We start from the raw sequence: 18,332 nt of genomic DNA, 5'->3' as shown, positions 1-18,332 counted from the left end.
GTTTGCGCGACGACAGACACCGCTCGGGGCGAAAAACGCTTGCCCAGCGAGCAAAATCAGGCGATCTTGAAGTCAAGCGGCAGGCCACTTGGGGAATGTCGGATAAAGCACGTCCACCGCATACACCCCGGCCTGCTGTTCCGCCACAACGCGCGCAATCTGTTTGGCGGAGCTGAGATCCAGCCCGATCAGATCAACACCCGGATAGGTCGCCTCAAAGGCCTTCTCCACCCGTGCGATGCGGCTGGACAACGAAAAGACGGTCACCGTCTTTTCCTCTTTGGCCCGATCATAAAGTTCTGCGGTCGACATCGCATCCAGATCCTGCGCCGCAGCCAAAGCAGGGACGCAGGCCGCCGCGAGAAGCGCTGCCTTCAGGCTCTTCCACATTGTGTCTTCTCTCCTCCCAGAGATGGCAACGCCGTCAGGCGAAGCGGTCGAACAGATCGGCCAGTTCCTCGAGTTTGGTGACGATCTGCGGCTCATGCCGACCGGCAATGGTCAGCAGAATGGCGTTGACGATGGTCATGGGGACGATCGGGGTCTGGAACTCCGTGCCCGACCGCCCCCTCGGCGCCGCCAGCAGATGTTCGGCAGGCGGGGTCATGGTTGGACCCGCCAGATCCGAAATCAGCAAGGTGCGCGCTCCCACCTGCGCGGCGTGGCCCATGATCGCCGCGTAGTCTGTCGGTTGCTTGCGAAACGCCAGAACCAGAACCAGATCATCCTGCCCAAGGCTGGTCAGCCGTTCCGCAATGTCGCGGCCGCGGCCGGTCAGCATCACCGTCGTCATGGCGAAACGATCCAGCCGCCGTTGCAAGAAGGCGGATACGGCGGTTGCATGGCCCTGTGCGAAGATGAACACCCGCCGCGCCGCAAAGATCATGTCCGATGCGGTATCGACATCGCGCTGGTCGATGCTGCGGGCAAGCTGTTCCAGCGCGGAGATTTCGCTTTGCACCAGATCAGCCAGATAGCTGCCATCGGCCACTTTCGACACCGACCGGCGCATCCGCGCCGCCGCATCCTGCCCTTCCATCACTTCGCGCTGCAATTGCGCGCGCAGTTCCGGGTAGCCGCTGAAGCCCAGCTTCTGCGCCAGCCGCGTCGCCGTCGTTTCATGCACCTGCGCCCGCTCGGCCAGTTGGGCCGCTGACAGGAACACCGCCTCCGCCTGCTGACCCAGCAAGACCTCGATGACCTTCCTGTCTGCTGCGGTCAGTTTCTGGGATGTGTGCTGAATACGGCTGAGCAGGGTCATCGGCGGCATATCCTGTTAGTGTTCCATCAAGCATCATGCAGGATATCCTGCGAGTCAACAATTTTATGCAGGATATCCAGAAGCCCTCTCAGCAGCCATCGGCGCAGCCCCTTACCTGTCAACTCCAAGCACCTGACCAGCGTCAGCTTCCGATACGACGAGGCCGGCTGCCGCCAGTGAAGCCGTTTGCAACCACCAAATGCCTTGGTCGGAAACCACAAAGGATTTCCTCGCCCGTTTGAGGATTTGCTTCCAGAACCAAGCCGGGCATTTACTTGTATGGTAGTATGGTGTATCGAATCCCCAAGGGGGAACTGTCATGTCTGACCGGAAACGCGAAATCGTCGCCCTTCAGCCTGTCCGCATCAGTGTGGTGGACCAGCTTCACGCCGCCCTGCGCATGGCGATCATCGGCAACGACCTGTCGCCCGGCACCCGGATTTCCGAATCCGAGGTCGCGCAGCAATACGGCATCAGTCGCCAACCCGTGCGCGAGGCCTTCATCACGCTCGCGAATGAAGGGCTGCTGGATATCCGCCCGCAGCGCGGCTCTTTCGTAGCGAAGATCTCGCTCGCGGCGGTGCTGGATGCCCGCTTCGTGCGCGAGGCCGTCGAGGCCGATATCGTGAAGCTTCTGGCGGACACACCCGATCCCGCGCTGATCGCGGATCTGCGGGGCCAGCTGGCCCGGCAGCAGGAGCTGATTGGCGGCTCCGCACGCGACTTCATGGAGGCGGATGAAATCTTCCACCGCACCCTGGCCGAAGGGGCGGACAAGGGTAATGCCTGGCGCGTGCTGGTCGAGATGAAGGCGCAGATGGACCGCGTCCGCTTTCTGTCCAGCATGCATTTTTCCGTTGCGCGCCTGATCGAACAGCACCGCGCCATTGTCGATGCCATAGCGGGCGGTGACAGGCCCGCCGCCGAGACGCAGATGCGCCAGCACCTGCAAGGCATCCTGTCCGACCTGCCGGTGATCAAGCAGGAACGCCCCGAATATTTTCTTTGATCACGGCATCTGCCGTGATCACATCATCCTGGAGGAGGAAATGATGTTTGTCACAAAGCTGACCCGCCTTGCCGCGGGCTGTGCGCTGGCCGTACTGATGGGCACTTCGGCAATGGCCGCCGAAGTCACGCTCAAACTGGGACACCTCGCCAACGAGGAGAACATCTGGCACAAGGCCGCGCTGAAATTCGCCGAAGAGGTTGCCGCCCTGACCGAGGGCCGCGTCGAGGTTGTCGTCTACCCGAACGAGACGCTGGGCAAGGAAATCGACGTCATCAACGGTATGCAGCTTGGCACTGCCGACATGACGATCACCGGCGAAAGCCTTCAGAACTGGGCACCGAAAGCCGCGCTTCTGGCGCTGCCCTATGCCTACAAATCGCTTGAACACATGGACCGTGTCGCGTCGGGCGAGATCGGTGATGCGATCGAGGCCGAGATCATCGCGAATGCCGGCATCCGCCCGCTGACCTACTTCGCCCGTGGTCCGCGCAACCTGTCGGCCAACCGCGAGATTACCTCGCCCGATCAGCTGAACGGGTTCAAGCTGCGTGTGCCGAACGTGCCGATTTTCGTGGCCGCCTGGCAGGCACTTGGCGCAAATCCGACGCCGATGGCCTTCTCCGAGGTCTTCACGTCGCTTCAGAACGGCACCATCGAAGGGCAGGAAAACCCGCTGGCGCTGTTCAAGTCCGGTGGCTTCTACGAGGTGCAGAAGGTCGTCAACAAGACCGAGCATGTGCGTTCGTGGATCTACCTGACCATCGCGGAAAGCAGCTGGGACAAGCTGTCGGAAGCCGATCAGGCCGCCGTTCAGGAGGCGGCAAACCGCACCCAGGCCTTCGAGCGCGAACTGTTCCTTGCGGATGAACAGGCGCTGGTCACGGATCTGGAATCGAAGGGCGTCAAGTTCGTCGAGGTCGATCAGGCCGCCTTTGCCGCCAGGGCCAAAGATGCCGTCATCGCGGCGGTTCCCGAAGATATCCGCCCTCTGGCCGAGCAGATCTTCAACAACTGACAACGCGACGGGATCTGCCGTTTCACGCGGCAGGTCCCTTGCGGAGGCATCCATGACACATGCTTTCAAGTGGCTGGAGGGGCTGTGCCGCCTCCTGATCCTCGCGGCGTTCCTAGTCCTTTCGGGTTCGGTTCTGTTGCAGGTCTTTGCGCGCACCTTCCTTTCGACAGCGCCGGTCTGGACCGAAGAGCTGACGCGGTTCTGCCTGATCTACATTGGCGCCCTCGGGGCGGGACTGGCGCTGCGCAGCGGTGACATGGTGAACGTGGACCTGCTGTGCGAAAATTTGCCCGGTCACGGCCCGCGCCTGCTGCGGCTGCTGTCGGCCGTTCTGACGGCGGGTTTCGCGCTGACGCTGTTGCCCGCGGCCTGGGCCTATACGGTTGTCGGACAACGCCAGACCGCCCCGTCGCTTGGCTGGCGCATGGATTTCATCCACATCTCGATGCTTGTGCTGTTCCTGACGCTCGCGCTTTGGGCGCTGGTGCGCGTGTTCGAGATGCTGACCGGCCGGCATGACGGCCGCCCGATCCCGAATTCGGAGGAACTGTGATGGGTCTGACCCTGCTGCTGGGCGTCTTTGTGCTGGGCCTTGCCATCGGCCTGCCCGTTGCGGTGACGCTGGGGCTGTCCTCGATGGCCTATCTACTGTTCGCCGACATCCCGCTCGTGGTCATTCCGCAGAAGATGTATGCGGGAATGGACAGTTTCGTTCTGCTGTGCATTCCGGGCTTCATCCTCGCCGGGAATCTGATGAATTCGGGCGGGATCACTGAACGGATCATCCGCTTCGCCAATGCGCTGGTTGGCTGGATGCGCGGCGGGCTGGCGCAGGCCAATATCGCCGCTTCGATGCTGTTCGGCGGCATCTCCGGCACGGCGGTGGCCGATGTGGCCTCGGTCGGCGGCATGATGATCCCCGGGATGAAGAAAGCAGGCTATCCCGGCGATTTCTCGGCGGCGGTCACGGCGGCTTCGTCCACCGTGGGGCCGATGATCCCGCCCAGCGTTCCGATGATCATTGTCGGATCGCTGTCCGGCCTGTCGGTCGGCAAGCTGTTTCTTGCCGGGGCCGTTCCCGGCCTGCTGATGGGCTTTGCGATGATGATCACCACCTATTTCATCGCGAAGAAAAAGAACTTCCCGCGCGAACCCTGGCAGGGCCTGCGCGAGCTGTTCACCTCATTCACCGGCGCGATATGGGCCATTGCGATGACCGGGCTCATCGTTGGCGGGCTGCTGATCGGCGTGACCACACCCACCGAAACTGCCGTGGTCGCCTGCCTTTATGCGGCGCTCGTCGGGCTGTTCATCTACCGGGAATTGCCGGTGGCCCGCATCCCGAAGATCATCATCGACAGCGCGGTCAGCTCGGCGGGTATTCTGGTTCTGGTCGGCACGGCGAATGTCTTCGGCTGGATTCTGGTATCAGAGCGGATTCCGCAGATGCTTGCAGATGCCGTTCTTTCGGTCACCGATAACAAATTCCTCGTGATCCTGCTGATCAACCTGCTGCTGCTGTTCGTCGGTATGTTCATGGAAACCATCGCCGCGCTGATCATCCTGTTCGTGCCGCTTCAGGCTCTGGCCATGGCCGTGGGGATCGACCCGCTGCATTTCGCCTGCTTTGCGGTGCTGAACCTGATGATCGGGCTGACCACGCCGCCCGTCGGGGTCTGCCTCTTCGTTGCTTCGAACATTGCACGGCTGCCGCTGTCGCCGGTGATCCGCGCCATCACCCCCTATATCGTGACCAACATCGCAGTGCTGCTGCTGGTCAGCTACTGGGCGCCGCTGGCGACCTGGCTTCCGAAACTGCTGATGCCCTGAGGCAAGACATGACCCAGACAGAAAACCGCATCGTACGTCTTTACGGTCAGGATGACCTGCGCGTTGAAACCGAGCCGACCGCCCAGCCCGGACCGGGCCAAGTGCGCGTCTCGGTGCTGGCCGGGGGTATCTGCGGCTCGGACCTGCATTACTGGCTGGAGGGCGGGATCGGCACCATCCGCGTGCGCGAGCCGATCATCCTCGGCCATGAGGCCGCCGGGCGGATCGAGGCTCTGGGCGCCAGTGTCACCGGGTTGGAGGTCGGGCAACTGGTTGCGATGAACCCTTCGCATCCCTGCGGTGTATGTGACTTCTGCCAGCAGGGGCTGACGATCCATTGCACCGCGATGAAGTTCAAGGGTTCGGCCATGTATCTGCCGCATCAGCAGGGCATGTTCCGCGACCTGATGGTGATCGACGCCGCGCAATGCCATGTGCTGCCCGATAGCACCGATCCGGGGGCAGCCGCCTGTGCAGAACCGCTCGCCGTCTGTCTGCATGCCGCGAACCGCGGCGAGAGTGTGGCGGGCAGTCTGGCGGGCAAGGTTGTGCTGGTTACCGGGGCCGGGCCGATCGGCGCGCTGTGTGTTGCGGTTGCGCGGGCGCGCGGCGCGGCCGAAATCGTGGTGACCGACATTCAGGATACCACGCTTGCGGTGGCCCTGCGGATGGGGGCCGATCATGCGGTCAACACCCTGAAAACTCCGGACGGCCTGGCCCCCTGGCAGGCGGGCAAGGGCCGGGCCGATCTGGTCTTTGAATGTTCGGCTGCGGCCCCGGCGATCCGAGATGCGATCACCTGCCTGCGCCCGCGTGGCACCATGGTGCAGGTCGGTGTGGCCGGGCCGACCCCGATGCCGCTGAATGTGATGGTGGGCAAGGAAATCCTGTTCATCGGCTCGCAGCGGTTTGATGCCGAGTTCGCGGATGCCGTGGCGCTGATCGGCTCTGGCCGGATCGACCCGCGCCCGATGATCACCGGCACCTATCCGGTGACAGAAGCACTTGACGCCTTCGATGCCGCCCGTGACCGCGCCCGTGCGGTCAAGGTCCAGATCTCGTTCGCCGGCGCCTGAGCGCGCGGCTTTTCCAGACAGAAAGACACCCCATGAGACAGACCTGGCGCTGGTTCGGCCCGAAAGATCTGGTTTCCATCGACGACATGTTGCAGGCCGGTGTGGAAGGCGTTGTCACCGCGCTGCACCACATTCCGACCGGCGCGGTCTGGTCGCCCGGTGAAATCGCGGCCCGGCAGGACATGCTGGCGGTGATGCAGGATGGCGGCCCCTCGGGCCTGAAATGGGAGGTGGTCGAAAGCCTGCCCGTTTCCGAGGATATCAAGCGCCAGTCCGGCGACTGGAAAACCCATATCGCCAACTGGAAAACCTCGATGCGGAACCTGCGCGCCGCAGGGATCGAGGTGATCTGCTACAACTTCATGCCGATCCTCGACTGGACGCGCACCGATCTGGCCCATCGCCTGTCGAATGGCGCGACCTGCATGCGGTTCGACGCCATCGACTTTGCTGCCTTCGATCTGTTCCTGTTGCAGCGCAGGGGCGCCGCAGACAGCTATACGCCCGAGGTGACCGAAGCCGCGCGGGCGCGCTTTGCCGACATGACCGAGGCGCGCAAGACCGGGTTGGCCGGAAATGTGGTATTCGGCCTGCCCGGCGCAGCCGAGCGCATGTCGATGGAGGATGTGAAATCCCATCTGGCCCGCTACGACAGCATTCCCGCAGACCGGCTGCGCGGGCATCTGGTCGATTTCCTTGCCGAAGTCGCGCCGCTGGCCGAAGAGATCGGGATGCGGCTGTGCTGCCATCCTGACGATCCGCCTTTCCCGCTGCTCGGCCTGCCCCGCATCATGTCCACCGAAGCCGATTACCGCGCGGTGATGGAAGCGGTGGACATTCCGGCAAATGGCATCACGCTCTGCACCGGATCGCTGGGCGCGCGGGCCGACAATGACCTGGCCGGCATGATGCAGCGTCTGGGCGACCGCGTGCATTTCCTGCATCTGCGTAACGTGGCACTGGAAGAACGCCACCTGGGCGGGTCGTTCCACGAGGCGGCGCATCTGGAGGGCAATACCGATATGGTGGCCATGATCGCCGCCGTTCTGGCCGAGGAGGCCCGCCGCAAGGCCGCCGGTCGCGCCGACTGGCAGATCCCGATGCGGCCCGATCACGGGCAGGATATTCTGGACGATCTGAAGCGCAAGGCACAGCCCGGCTATCCCGCGATCGGTCGGCTGAAGGGTCTGGCAGAACTGCGCGGCATCATGACCGCCCTAGCCCATCCCATGCTGTCTAAGCCCGCCACGAGTACCCTGGCATGACCCGGCTTTCGGCGCGATCCGAGCCACAGGGGGCTGCGGCATGGCCGGAATACCGGCCAGAGGATCATGCCCCCGGCATCGTGCATCTTGGCCTTGGCAATTTCGCCCGTGCCCACCTTCTCGCCTATACCGACCGGGCACTGGCCTTGCAGGGTGGCGACTGGCGCGTCACCGGGGTCTCGCTGCGCGGCACCTCGGTCGCGGAGGGTCTGATGCAGCAGGATGGCCGCTATACGCTGATCACCCGCGGAGCCGAAGTATCGGCCCGCGTGATCGGAGCGCTGGCGACGGTGCTGTCCGGGCCGGATGTCGGGGCGCAGGCCCTGGCCGCCATGGCTGCGCCGGGCTGCCGGATTGTCAGCCTCACCGTAACCGAAAAGGGCTATGGCATCACCAGCGCCGGGGGGCTTGATCCTGATCATCCCGTAGTGCGGGCAGATCTGGCCCGCCCGGATGCGCCGACGGGGGTCATCGGGCTGATCACCGCCGCGCTGGCCGCGCGGCGCGCGGCGTCGGTGCCGCCCTTCACCGTGCTCTCCTGTGATAACCTTTCGCATAATGGTGCAAAGCTGCGTGGGGCAGTGCTGGATTTCGCCCGCCGCGCCCACGGTTCAGATCTTGCCGACTGGATCGCCGCCGGGGCGCGCTTTCCCTCTACGATGGTCGACCGCATCACCCCTGCGCCAACCCCGGAAACCACAGAAACCGCCCTGCGCCTGACCGGCTGCCAGGATCTGGCGGCGGTCGAGACGGAGCCCTTCTCGCAATGGGTGATCGAGGATGATTTCAGCGCGGGCCGCCCCGCATGGGAACAGACCGGAGTCCTGTTCGTGCAGGATGTCGCCCCCTATGAACAGATGAAACTGCGCATGCTGAACGGGGCGCATTCGATGCTGGCCTACAGTGGTCAGCTGGCCGGTCGGGCCTATGTGCGCGATGTGATGGCCGATCCCACCCATGCCACACTGGTGCGCGCGCATCTGGCAGCAGCAGCCACCGTGCAGGGGCTTTCGCTGGATCTCGCAGCCTATGCCACGGCGCTGGCGGAGCGGTTCAGCAACCCGGCCATCGCCCATGCGACCGCACAGATCGCCATGGACGGCACGCAGAAACTGCCGCAGCGCGTGACCGCCCCCGCAATCGAAGCGCTGGAGGCAGGTACGCCTGTCCGTCCCTTCGCCTTCGCGCTGGCATCCTGGCTGGCCTGGCTCGCCCGTCGCGATGCTGCGGGCAAGCTGGTGCCCGTGGACGATCCGAAGGCCGGGGCACTGGCGGCCGCAATCGGACGCCATACCGCCGCTTCAGACATCCTTTCGGCCGTTGCCGGGGTCTGCCCCGATATCCTGCCCCCGAAGCTGAGCAGCGGCCCCTTCGGCATGGCGCTGCGCGAATTGCTGGGCATGATCCTGACCGAAGGAATGCAGGCGGTGATCGCCCGCGAAGCCCTGGCGCAGGAGGGTTGACCATGCGATTTCTGGCAATTGGCGAGGCCATGCTGGAACTGTCCGAGCAATCCCCGCTCTGGGCGCTGAATGTTGCCGGAGACACGTTCAATACGGCCTGGCATGTGAAACGCCTGCTGGGCGATACGGCCGAGGTCGAATATCTGAGCGTGCTCGGCACAGATCCTTTCTCGGACCGGATTGCACGCTTCATGGCGGCTTCGGGTATCGGAACGCGCTTTCTGCGCCGGGACGCGGGGCGTGGACCGGGGCTTTACGCGATCTCGCTGCAAGATGGCGAACGCAATTTCACATATTGGCGCGACCGCTCCGCAGCCCGGCTGCTGGCTGATGATCCTGAGCACCTCGCTGCGGCGTTGGACTGGGCCGGGACCATCTATTTCAGCGGCATCACCCTTGCCATCCTGACACCGGAGGCGCGCGCGCGCCTGCTGAGCGCACTTGAAACCGCGCATGCCGCCGGGCGGCGGCTGATCTTCGATCCGAACCTGCGCCCCCGGCTGTGGGAAGATGCACCAACCATGCGCGCGACGATTACCCGCGCCGCCGGGCTGGCCGATGTACTTTTGCCCAGCTTCGAGGATGAAGCCCAGCATTTCGGCGATGCTGACCTTGCCGCCTGCGCCCGTCGCTACGGCGCGGATGCCGGGCGCGACGTGGTGGTGAAGAACGGCGGTCAGGACGTATTGCTGGCGGTCGACGGGGCCCGGACGCTCTGGCCGCTGGACACCGTGACCCCGGTCGACACTACTGGCGCCGGGGATGCCTTCAACGCAGGCTGGATCGCCGCCCGACATCGCGGTCTCGACGCAGACGCCAGCCTTGCCGCCGCACATGATCTGGCCCGGCATGTAGTGTCGATTCAGGGGGCTCTTGGCTGAGCCATGGCCGCCTGCCCCTGACAACGAATGGGGCATACGCGCGCGGTCCCCCGGAACCTGCATCCTGCCGGCGCCACCGCTGGTGGGCTGCGCCTGCCGGCGTTGCAGCCGCTGGCCAGTCACACAGCTGTTCTGGCCAGATCAGTCGCGGCCAGCGCGATGGCAAAGCCGATCAGCAATACACCGAAAATCCGGTCAATCCAGGGGCGCAGACGCAGGATGCGCTGTTGAACGGATGGCGCGCCGAAGAACAGGCTGACAGTCGAAAACCACACCACATGGGCGAAAGAGATGAACAGCCCGTAGCAGATCCGCGTTGCCAGAGGAGTGTTCGCCTGAATGACCTGCATGAACAGGCTGACAATGAAGATTGTCGTCTTGGGGTTCAGAGCATTCGTCAGAAAGCCGATCCGAAAGGCCGCAATATCAGAGAGGGCTGTTTCGCTTGCTGAAACTGCCCCCTCTGTCTTATGGCTGAGCAGCATCTGCCATCCCAGCCACGCGAGATAGGCCGCTCCGGCCAGCTTCAGAACATCGAAGAGGGTCGGTGTTTCCCGAATGAGCACGCCGATGCCGAGCAGCGTGTAGCTGACATGCACCAGCACCCCCGCACCAATTCCAAGCGCCGTCACGAGGCCCGCCCGGCGGGAAAGCGTCAGGGAATTCCGCGACACCATGGCAAAATCCGGCCCCGGACTGATAACAGCAAAGAGGGTTATGGTGATCACGGCGAGCCATTCGGCCATATGCGTATCCTTTCGGTTTTCCGGTTGGGTAACGCGGCCACGGCCATCTGAAAAACGATGACTTCTGACAATATCTGTGAAGATAAATGACATATGAGACAGTCCGTCACCTCGCTCCCCGCCCTCGCCTGCTTCCGGGTCGCCGCCGAACTGGAAAGCTTCAGTAAGGCCGCATACCGGCTTAATCTTACGCATGGCGCGGTCAGCCGCGCAGTGCGATTGCTTGAGGATGACCTGGGCGTCCCGTTGTTCGATCGTCGCAATCGTGCTGTTTTTCTGACCGATACCGGGCGCAGGCTGGCAGAGGTGGTGACGCGGGGTCTGGCGGACATCGAGGACGAGGTGCAGCGCATCAGGACCAGACACGCCAATGCCCCCGTCACAGTGTCCTGCGAACCGACGCTGATGATGCGCTGGCTTATCCCGCGAATGCCCCGGTTCCATGCGGCACATCCGTCAGCAGAGATTCGCCTGCTGGCCGGTGGCGGGCCGGTATTGCTTGGATCAGGGATCGACCTCGCGATCCGCCGCAATGATTTCACATGGCCGGAAAACCATTTCGCACAACATCTGTTCAACGAACGGATTGGCCCGGTCTGCCGCCCTGACAAGGCGGCAATCTACTTTGATCATGGCCGGCTCCGGGCGGATGCGAAGGTGCTGCATACACGCACGCGGTTGTCGGCCTGGCATACATGGGCGGAAGTTTTCGGCCAGCCCTACCCCACCGGCGCCGGACAGGACTTTGAGCATTTCTATTTCAGCCTGCAAGCTGCCGTCGCAGGCATCGGCGTGGCCATCGGGCCCTGGCATCTGGTAGAAAACGACATCCGGGATGGGCTTCTCGTGGCGCCGCAAGGGTTTCGCGAGGACGGGAGCGCCTATTTCCTGCTATCGGCCCATGCGCCGAAAAGCGGCTCTGTCTCCGGGGCGTTCACGGACTGGTTGCAACTGCAGGCGTGTGACAGAGGCGAAACGCCGATTCCATGATCTGACGCGCGAATGGCCGGAAGATCTGCGCGCGCGCGAAGCACCCCGCCCTGACAGGATACAGAGGAAAAGGGGCGGACGCGGCAGTGCGCGTCGCAACGCGCCGTCAGAAAATTCCCGCGCCGGTCTCTTGCCGGATATCCGCGAGGGAAATCCTGCCCGTCGCCAGATCGGCCAGCATTGCGACATGCACTTCAAGAGCATCAATAACCGGAAAGCCCGGATCACGGCCATCGAACGCGAGCAGGAGGTCGGTTCCCGCCAAAGCCACGGCTTCGGCCCCTTGCTCCATCATTTTCCGGCCTGCATCGAAAAGCAGCTTGCGGGTGGCCTCGTCGCAGCGGCCTCCGACGGCCATGTCCTGATAAGCCTTGCCCACGGGTTCGAGGTTCTCAGGCAGCAGAACTCCGGTGCGCGTCATCTGACCGAAAAGCTTCGTGCGCATGGCTCTTGCGGTTCCCAGAAGCCCGACCTGCGAGTATCCTTTCCCGGCACAGTAAAGATCCAATGGCGTCACGGCCGAAAGCAGAGGCAAAGGGCTGAGGGCGCGTGTTTCTTCCCAGCAGAAAAGCGGGCCGATGGCGGTGATGCTTGCAAAATCAGCACCTGCCGCCCTGAGCCGGTGCAGCAGCGCGGCAAATATCTCTGCCTGTTCCTGTGCCCGACCGGCAAGGTTATTGGCCAGAACCTCACGAATATTCGCTTCAACCATCGTCAGTTCCAGCCGGCACCCGCGATCAGCCGCGATCTGGTTCAAACGTTGATAGTAAACCACCGTCGCGGCAGGCCCCAGCCCGGTAATCAAGCCGACATGCATGGCGCGCTCCCCCCAGGACCACCTGACGCCGCTATATACACTGCAACACCCTGCCGCACCACTGCGCTGCACTGATCGCGCCGACAGCGGCCGGACGGACCCGGCCAGAATCATTCGCGAGGCCAGCGCTGGGTCAGGAAGCCGCCGGCTCCTTACCATCCGTCGGCGCATAGAGTGCCGTCGGCGCCAGCCGTTTGCGCATCTGTTCGGTCAGGGCCATCACCTGCGGCGAAAGAATCCGGTTTCTGCGTGTTATCAGGTGCACATAGACCGATTGCATGGCGGACGACACGATCCTTACGGCGACCAGCTGACCGTTCGAAAGCTCGGACCTGACGCTGAATTCAGGCAGGACCGTCACCGCCCGGCGGGCGCAGGCGCTGCGGATCAGGACCGGGATCGAGTTGGAGACCAGCACCGGCGAAACAAGCTGACCACTATCCGCTGCCGCCAGATCGATCATCTGGCGGATACGGAACGCCTGCCCCATCAGGGCCAGCGGCTCGGCGCAAAGCTCGGCGATAGAAATGCTGGAGCGATCCGCAAGTGGATGCGCGGCATGCATGATTGCCTTCAGCGGAACCGCCGCACGAAACCGCGACACGACCTGTGGATGCGACAGCGGGTGGAAACCAAGCCCGAAATGCACCTCATCCTCCAGCAGAAGTCGCACCATTTCGGTCGTGTCGGTGACGCTGAGAGACAGGGTAAAGCCCGGATAACCATCCATGAACTCGTCCAGCGTGCGATAGAGCGCTTCACCCAGAAAGCCTTCGCCGATGGCGAATTTGACATGCCCGGTCCGCGCCGCCGACAGGTCACGCAACTGGGCATTCAGCATCTCAAGGCTGCTGTGCCGGTTCCGGTAGTATTCAAGCACAGCATGGCCTGCTTCGGTCAGAACGATTTCGCGGCGTCCGTGCTCGATCAGGGTGCTGCCGATCTCTCGTTCAAGCTGGGCGATCTGGCGGCTGATCGAGGACGGCGCCATCTCAAGGATTTCGCTGGCCTGACGCATCGAACCGCTGCGCCACGCCTCGTAAAGGAAGTGAATCCGCCGGTCATTGATCTGCATGCCGCCTCCTGCTGCGCAGGTCTTCGCCCCGCGCAAACAGGCGCGCGCCACCATCCGCAAAGCGCAGGACAGGCCGGGTGAAGATCATGAGTCACCGATATTTGCGGTATCCATTTGTCATCAATGCAAATTTGTTGCGTTTATTGCAATCTAAAACAGATAAACGTCGCATTGACTGCAACATGTTTTGAGCATGAAATGTATCAAGTCGCTGAATTTTCTGATCCTGCGGGCAAAGTTGCCCCGCAAGATCGGCAAACACCGCGGCCAAGAACAGCAAGAACATTCCAACAGCGAGGACGACATGGAAACGCGAGAAATCAATCCCTGGTCTTGGCAAGAAGGCTTCGGCTTTGCCCATGGCCGCGAGGTCAGCGGGGCGACCCGCATCCTGACCCTCTCGGGCCAGTGTGCCACCGACGCCACCGGTGCGCCGCAGCACAAGGGCGACATGGCGGCACAACTGGCCCTTTGCGTGGCCAATCTCGGTGAGGTCCTGGCAGCTGCCGGGATGACCTATGCCAATGTCACGGGCATCCGGGTACTGACGACCGACATGGATGCAACACTGGCCAACTGGGGCGCGCTGATCGGGCCTTTCGCCGCGCTGGGGCACCGCCCGGCCAGCACGCTCGCCGGTGTGACCCGGCTGTTTTCGCCCGACCTTCTGGTCGAGGTCGAAGCCACCGCCTGCGCCTGAGAAGCCCGACATGATCCGTGGCATTCACCACCCCGGCATCACCACCGGCGATCTGGACCGGTCTCTGGCCTTCTATTGCGGTCTTCTGGGCTTCCGGCAGGTATCGGGTTTCGGCTGGGAGGCCGGAACCGAGATGTCCGCCTTCGCAGGCCGGATCATCGGCATTCCCGAGTCCACGGCAAGGTCGGTCCTGCTGCACGCAGGCAACGCCTTTCTGGAGGTCTTCGAATACCAGACCCCGGTCTCGACCCGCAGCGATGATCGGAGCCTGTCACAGCAGGGCTTCGCGCATCTGTGCTTCGACAGCGATGACGTGATTGCCGATCACGCGAGACTGAGTGCGGCGGGCGTCACCTTCAACACGCCCCCGACGGATGTCGGCCCCATGCGGCTGTGCTTCTGCCGCGATCCCGACGGCAATTTCGTGGAACTGCAACAGATCACCGATCCGGCCAGCGACATGGTGTTGCGGTCGGTTCCGGGCTGACAAACCGCCCTGCCAAACTGTTTCCGCAAGGGTTCCGCCGCTGGCATGATCGTGCCCACGGCGCGGGACCAGTCGTGCGACCATTTTCTGCAATGAAGGAGAGACTTCATGAGCGAACCGATCCTGCGTTTTCGCGGCGGGCTGGCCCTCGCCTTTCTGCCGCCCGTCATCTTTCTGGTGATGTGCGTCCTGTTTTTCATCGTGTTCAAGGCCTTCGACATGACCGCCCTTGCAATGGGCGGCTTTGTCTCGCTGCTGGTGGGGGCGGTCTTCGCCCGCGACTATGGCAAGTTCTGGGAGCAGGTGCTGAAAGGCATCGGCAGTGAAACCTCTGTTGCCATCGTGGTGATCCTGTTTCTGGTTGGGATGATCTCGGCCATGATCAAGGCGACGGGCGTCGCCAATGGCTTTGTCTGGCTGGCCCAGGATATCGGCCTGAGTGCGGGCTATTACACCTTCTTCGTATTCATCGCAGTCAGTGTGGTTGCCATGGCGACCGGATCGTCGATCGGCACGATGTTTACCGCTTTCCCGATCTTCTACGCCGCCGGGCTGGCGATCGGCGCGCCCCCCGCGCTGCTGGCGGGGGCAATTCTGTCGGCGGCCATTCTGGGTGACAATCTCGCGCCCATCTCGGATACCACCATCATTTCTTCCTCTAGCCAGCGATTCCGCAGCCGGTCTGCGGTCGCCGATATCGGTGGCGTCGTGCGGCACCGGGCGCGCTATGCCCTGACGGCCGCGCTGATTTCGGCCGCCCTGTTCCTGGTGATCGGCCAGTCGCAGACCGCCGATACCAGCATCGTCAGCCAGTTCAGCGCCACAGCTTCGGCAATGCCGCTGTTCATGCTGATCCCAGTGGCGATCATGCTGATCGTGGCCATGGTCACGCGCGACATCTTCATGGCGGTGACGGTGGGTCTTGTCCTTGGTTCGGCAACCGGACTTGCCACCGGACTTCTGACGCCCGCGATGATCGTAGGGGTCAAGGACGGTGCGCTGAGCGGCTTCCTGTACGATGGCGTGAACTCGATGCTGGGCACGGTGGCGCTGGTCCTTTCGGTCTTCGGCATCATGGGCGTGCTGCGCGGCGCGGGCGTCATGGAACTGATGGTGGACAAGATCACCTCGGGCAAACTGTCGTCGACGCCGCGTGGGGTTGAAACCGCCATTGGCCTTGGCGTCACGGCCACGACCCTGCTGTTCGGCGGCGTGAACTCGGCGGCCATGCTGACCTTCGGCCCGGTTGCCGACGAACTGGGCGCCCGTGTCGGCCTGCACCCCTATCGCCGGGCCAATGTGATGGATTGCTTCGCGCTGGGGCTGGCCTCCGTCGTGCCGGTGCTGAGCGCCTATCTGTTCATCGGCGCCCTGCTGACCTCGGGCTATGAAGCCGCCCCGGCGCTGTCCACCTTCGATCTGTTCCCGGTCACGCTCTACCCGCTGGTGCTGACCGCGATCATGATTCTGTCGGTGATCACCGGCTGGGGACGAACCTATGAGGCGAAGGACGGTTCCGCCGTCACCTCGCCGCAACCAGTCGCCGCTGGCAATCCGGCGAACTGAACCTACTCTGACTGCAAGTGAAAGGACGTCGCAATGGACCGGACAAGTGTGGACTGGACAGGATATATTCCCGCCATCACCACCCCGTTCACCCGCAAGGGCCAGCTGGACCTCGAGGCCTTTGCCGGCCAGATGGACTGGCTGAGCACGGAAAGGATGCACGGGGTGATCCTGGCCGGGACCAGCGGCGAATGGTTCAGCCTGTCGGCCGGGGAACGGGCACAGCTCTTCGAGGCCGGGGCGCCCTATCGCAAGGCCGGGCTGACGGTGATCGGCGCCTGCAATGCCTTCACGGCGCAAGAGGCAATCCTGCATGCAAGGGCGGCGGAAAAGGCGGGGCTGGATGGTATCCTGCTGACGCCGCCGCCCTATGTCGTGCCGAACCGGGCAGAGATCGTGCAATTCTACCGCTCCGTCTCGGATGCCACCGACATTCCGATGACGGTATACAACTGGCCGCGCGGCTGTATCGTGGATATGGACCCCGATCTTCTGGATGAGCTTGCCGACATTGAAAACGTGGTGGCCATCAAGAATTCCACCGGAAATTTCGCAGGCTTTCTTGCCGCGATGTACAGGGTCGAAGGGCGGGTGCGCTATTTCGGCCTGCCCACGAGCGAACTTGGCGTCGATCTGGCGCTTCTGGGGCATGGCGACGGGCTTATGGGGTCCGGCGGTGTGCTGGGAGCCGATCACCCCGATTTCTGGCGTGCGATTGCGGCGGGTGACCGCGACAGGGCAATCCGGCTTGGCGCTCGGGACCGGGTCGTCATGCAGGCCTGGTTCACACCGGATTACGGGGTGCGCTTCGGAAATCAGCAGGCGATCATGAAAACCGCCCTGCGTTTGCGCGGTGTGCCCGCCGGTTTCGTACGCGAACCGCTGCTGGAACTGACACCCCCTGAAGTGCTGCGCATCGAGCAGACGTTGCGCGCGCTCGGGATTGAGACCGTGGCAATCTGATGGATGCGCCGTTTGATGCTGTTGTGATCGGCGGGGGGCTTCTGGGCTGTGCAACAGCCTGGATGATCGCCCGCGAGGGCGGTCGCGTGCTGCTGGTCGAACGCGACCAGATCAACCAGCACGCGTCGGGCAGAAATGCGGGCAGCCTGCATTTTCAGCTGGAATACCGCATGATCGACCGTGGCATCGAAGCGGCGCGGCAGGCGGCTGAGGCCATGCCCCTTCATCTTGAGGCGGCGCGGCTTTGGGCCGCGCTGCCCCAGCTCTGCGGTGAGCCGGTCGAAGTCCGACAGACCGGCGGGCTGATGATCGCCGAGGATGCAGGGCAGGTCGCGCTGCTGGAGCAGAAGACAGAGATCGAACGCTCCTGGGGTCTGGACAACCAACTGATCGACCGCGCAGAGATCGACCGCATCGCGCCCTATCTCTCGGACCGGGTGATTGCGGCAGCGCATTGCCCGCTGGAGGGCAAGGCCGATGCCCGCACCGCCGCGCCGGCACTGGCCCGTGCCGCCCTGCGGCTGGGGGCGGAAATCCGGACAGGCTGCGCGATTACCGGCCTGTCGCGGCAGGGCGGGGTCTGGCAGGTGCAGTTGCAGGGCGACACAGCCCGGACGGTGAGCGCCAGTGCAGTGGTGATCGCCGCCGGCGTCTGGACAACACAGCTGGGGCAGATGATGGGCGCGCATCTGCCGACGATCCCGCTGGCCCTGACCATGACGGTCACAATGCGCATCCCCAAACTGGTTCCCCATCTGGTGCAGCATGCCGGGGGGAAACTGTCTCTGAAACAGGCGCTTGACGGCAATATCCTGATTGGCGGCGGCTGGCCCGCGCGACTGCCGCTTTTGCCCGATGGCCAACCCGATCTCGACACCAGGCCCGAGCTTCTGGCCTCGTCGCTTGCCGGGAACGCTGCCATGGCAATCCGGGTTCTGCCCGAACTGGGGAAGGTGCCGACGCTGCGCAGCTGGGTTGGCACCACGACGATCACACCCGACCAGTTGCCGCTGGTCGGTCCGGTGCCCGGATATCCCGGTGCCTTCGTCGCAACCGGCGGATCGGCCTTCACGCTTGGGCCCTGTTTCGCACAGGTCTTGGCCGATCTGATCGCGGGACGGCAGGCCAGCATGGATCTCACGAAATTCGACGCGGCCAGATATGGCAGGGGGTAGGACATGACAG

Annotated in this window: 19 protein-coding genes; 14 read left to right on the top strand and 5 right to left on the bottom strand. The window is 63.5% G+C overall.

What is annotated here, in order from left to right; all coding sequences use genetic code 11:
- Window positions 1-72: 72 nt before the first annotated feature.
- Both IE126_RS10095 and IE126_RS10090 read right to left on the bottom strand, forming a co-directional pair.
- On the bottom strand, window positions 73-390 hold the full coding sequence (locus IE126_RS10095) for a hypothetical protein (protein WP_189380881.1): 318 nt from the start codon (window positions 388-390) through the stop codon (window positions 73-75).
- Window positions 391-424: 34 nt separating this feature from the next.
- Window positions 425-1,261, bottom strand: coding sequence for a MurR/RpiR family transcriptional regulator (locus IE126_RS10090; protein WP_108129212.1), 837 nt, complete (start codon window positions 1,259-1,261; stop codon window positions 425-427).
- A gap of 319 nt (window positions 1,262-1,580) precedes the next feature.
- Here IE126_RS10090 and IE126_RS10085 point away from each other — a divergent pair, with 319 nt between their 5' ends.
- From IE126_RS10085 to IE126_RS10050, 8 genes are read left to right on the top strand one after another with little or no spacing between them, the layout of a single operon-like run.
- Window positions 1,581-2,270: a GntR family transcriptional regulator gene (locus IE126_RS10085; protein WP_054302972.1), complete on the top strand. Its 690-nt coding sequence runs from the start codon at window positions 1,581-1,583 to the stop codon at window positions 2,268-2,270.
- A gap of 43 nt (window positions 2,271-2,313) precedes the next feature.
- Window positions 2,314-3,288 carry a TRAP transporter substrate-binding protein gene (locus IE126_RS10080; RefSeq protein WP_054303046.1) on the top strand — a complete coding sequence of 325 codons (975 nt, stop codon included), beginning with the start codon at window positions 2,314-2,316 and terminating at the stop codon, window positions 3,286-3,288.
- 52 nt (window positions 3,289-3,340) lie between these two features.
- Window positions 3,341-3,841, top strand: coding sequence for a TRAP transporter small permease (locus IE126_RS10075; protein ID WP_054302973.1), 501 nt, complete (start codon window positions 3,341-3,343; stop codon window positions 3,839-3,841).
- Complete coding sequence (locus tag IE126_RS10070; RefSeq protein ID WP_054302974.1) at window positions 3,841-5,118, top strand: TRAP transporter large permease; 1,278 nt, start codon at window positions 3,841-3,843, stop codon at window positions 5,116-5,118. Before IE126_RS10075 ends, IE126_RS10070 begins: the two co-directional genes overlap by 1 nt.
- Before the next feature lie 8 nt (window positions 5,119-5,126).
- Entirely contained in the window at window positions 5,127-6,194 is a 1,068-nt protein-coding gene (locus IE126_RS10065; RefSeq protein WP_189380880.1) for an L-idonate 5-dehydrogenase, read from the top strand.
- 32 nt (window positions 6,195-6,226) lie between these two features.
- Window positions 6,227-7,459 carry a mannonate dehydratase gene (gene uxuA / locus IE126_RS10060; protein WP_189380879.1) on the top strand — a complete coding sequence of 411 codons (1,233 nt, stop codon included), beginning with the start codon at window positions 6,227-6,229 and terminating at the stop codon, window positions 7,457-7,459.
- Window positions 7,456-8,922 (top strand): mannitol dehydrogenase family protein, encoded by a 1,467-nt coding sequence (locus tag IE126_RS10055; RefSeq protein WP_189380878.1) that lies wholly within the window; start codon window positions 7,456-7,458, stop codon window positions 8,920-8,922. Before uxuA ends, IE126_RS10055 begins: the two co-directional genes overlap by 4 nt.
- A gap of 2 nt (window positions 8,923-8,924) precedes the next feature.
- The gene (locus tag IE126_RS10050; protein ID WP_229825385.1) at window positions 8,925-9,803 is read left to right on the top strand and encodes a sugar kinase; all 879 of its coding nucleotides are present in this window, start codon (window positions 8,925-8,927) and stop codon (window positions 9,801-9,803) included.
- Between the two features lie 119 nt (window positions 9,804-9,922).
- On the opposite strand, the gene IE126_RS10045 is transcribed toward IE126_RS10050, so the two are convergent.
- A complete protein-coding gene (locus IE126_RS10045) occupies window positions 9,923-10,549 on the bottom strand; it encodes a LysE family translocator (RefSeq protein ID WP_189380877.1) in 627 nt (208 codons plus the stop codon).
- Between the two features lie 93 nt (window positions 10,550-10,642).
- On the opposite strand from IE126_RS10045, the gene IE126_RS10040 reads away from it, so the two are divergent.
- The gene (locus IE126_RS10040; protein WP_189380876.1) at window positions 10,643-11,539 is read left to right on the top strand and encodes a LysR family transcriptional regulator; all 897 of its coding nucleotides are present in this window, start codon (window positions 10,643-10,645) and stop codon (window positions 11,537-11,539) included.
- Window positions 11,540-11,645: 106 nt separating this feature from the next.
- Here IE126_RS10040 and IE126_RS10035 read toward each other — a convergent pair whose 3' ends face one another.
- Window positions 11,646-12,470 (bottom strand): aspartate/glutamate racemase family protein, encoded by an 825-nt coding sequence (locus IE126_RS10035; protein WP_308429975.1) that lies wholly within the window; start codon window positions 12,468-12,470, stop codon window positions 11,646-11,648.
- Between the two features lie 19 nt (window positions 12,471-12,489).
- A complete protein-coding gene (locus IE126_RS10030; RefSeq protein WP_054302981.1) occupies window positions 12,490-13,431 on the bottom strand; it encodes a LysR family transcriptional regulator in 942 nt (313 codons plus the stop codon).
- A 304-nt stretch (window positions 13,432-13,735) separates the two neighbouring features.
- Here IE126_RS10030 and IE126_RS10025 point away from each other — a divergent pair, with 304 nt between their 5' ends.
- The 5 genes from IE126_RS10025 to IE126_RS10005 all read left to right on the top strand — a co-directional run bounded on the left by IE126_RS10025 (window position 13,736) and on the right by IE126_RS10005 (window position 18,322).
- Complete coding sequence (locus IE126_RS10025) at window positions 13,736-14,131, top strand: RidA family protein (RefSeq protein WP_054303047.1); 396 nt, start codon at window positions 13,736-13,738, stop codon at window positions 14,129-14,131.
- 10 nt (window positions 14,132-14,141) lie between these two features.
- Complete coding sequence (locus IE126_RS10020) at window positions 14,142-14,618, top strand: VOC family protein (protein WP_189380875.1); 477 nt, start codon at window positions 14,142-14,144, stop codon at window positions 14,616-14,618.
- A gap of 108 nt (window positions 14,619-14,726) precedes the next feature.
- The gene (locus IE126_RS10015; protein WP_189380874.1) at window positions 14,727-16,184 is read left to right on the top strand and encodes a Na+/H+ antiporter NhaC family protein; all 1,458 of its coding nucleotides are present in this window, start codon (window positions 14,727-14,729) and stop codon (window positions 16,182-16,184) included.
- Window positions 16,185-16,217: 33 nt separating this feature from the next.
- A complete protein-coding gene (locus IE126_RS10010) occupies window positions 16,218-17,147 on the top strand; it encodes a dihydrodipicolinate synthase family protein (RefSeq protein WP_189380873.1) in 930 nt (309 codons plus the stop codon).
- Entirely contained in the window at window positions 17,147-18,322 is a 1,176-nt protein-coding gene (locus IE126_RS10005) for an NAD(P)/FAD-dependent oxidoreductase (protein WP_108129111.1), read from the top strand. Before IE126_RS10010 ends, IE126_RS10005 begins: the two co-directional genes overlap by 1 nt.
- Window positions 18,323-18,332: the final 10 nt, after the last annotated feature.

Origin of the sequence: Gemmobacter nanjingensis, assembly GCF_014652195.1 — a bacterium.
GTDB lineage: Bacteria > Pseudomonadota > Alphaproteobacteria > Rhodobacterales > Rhodobacteraceae > Gemmobacter > Gemmobacter caeni.
Note: the sequence above shows the minus strand (reverse complement) of the source record. Positions and strands in the feature narration are given on the sequence as shown.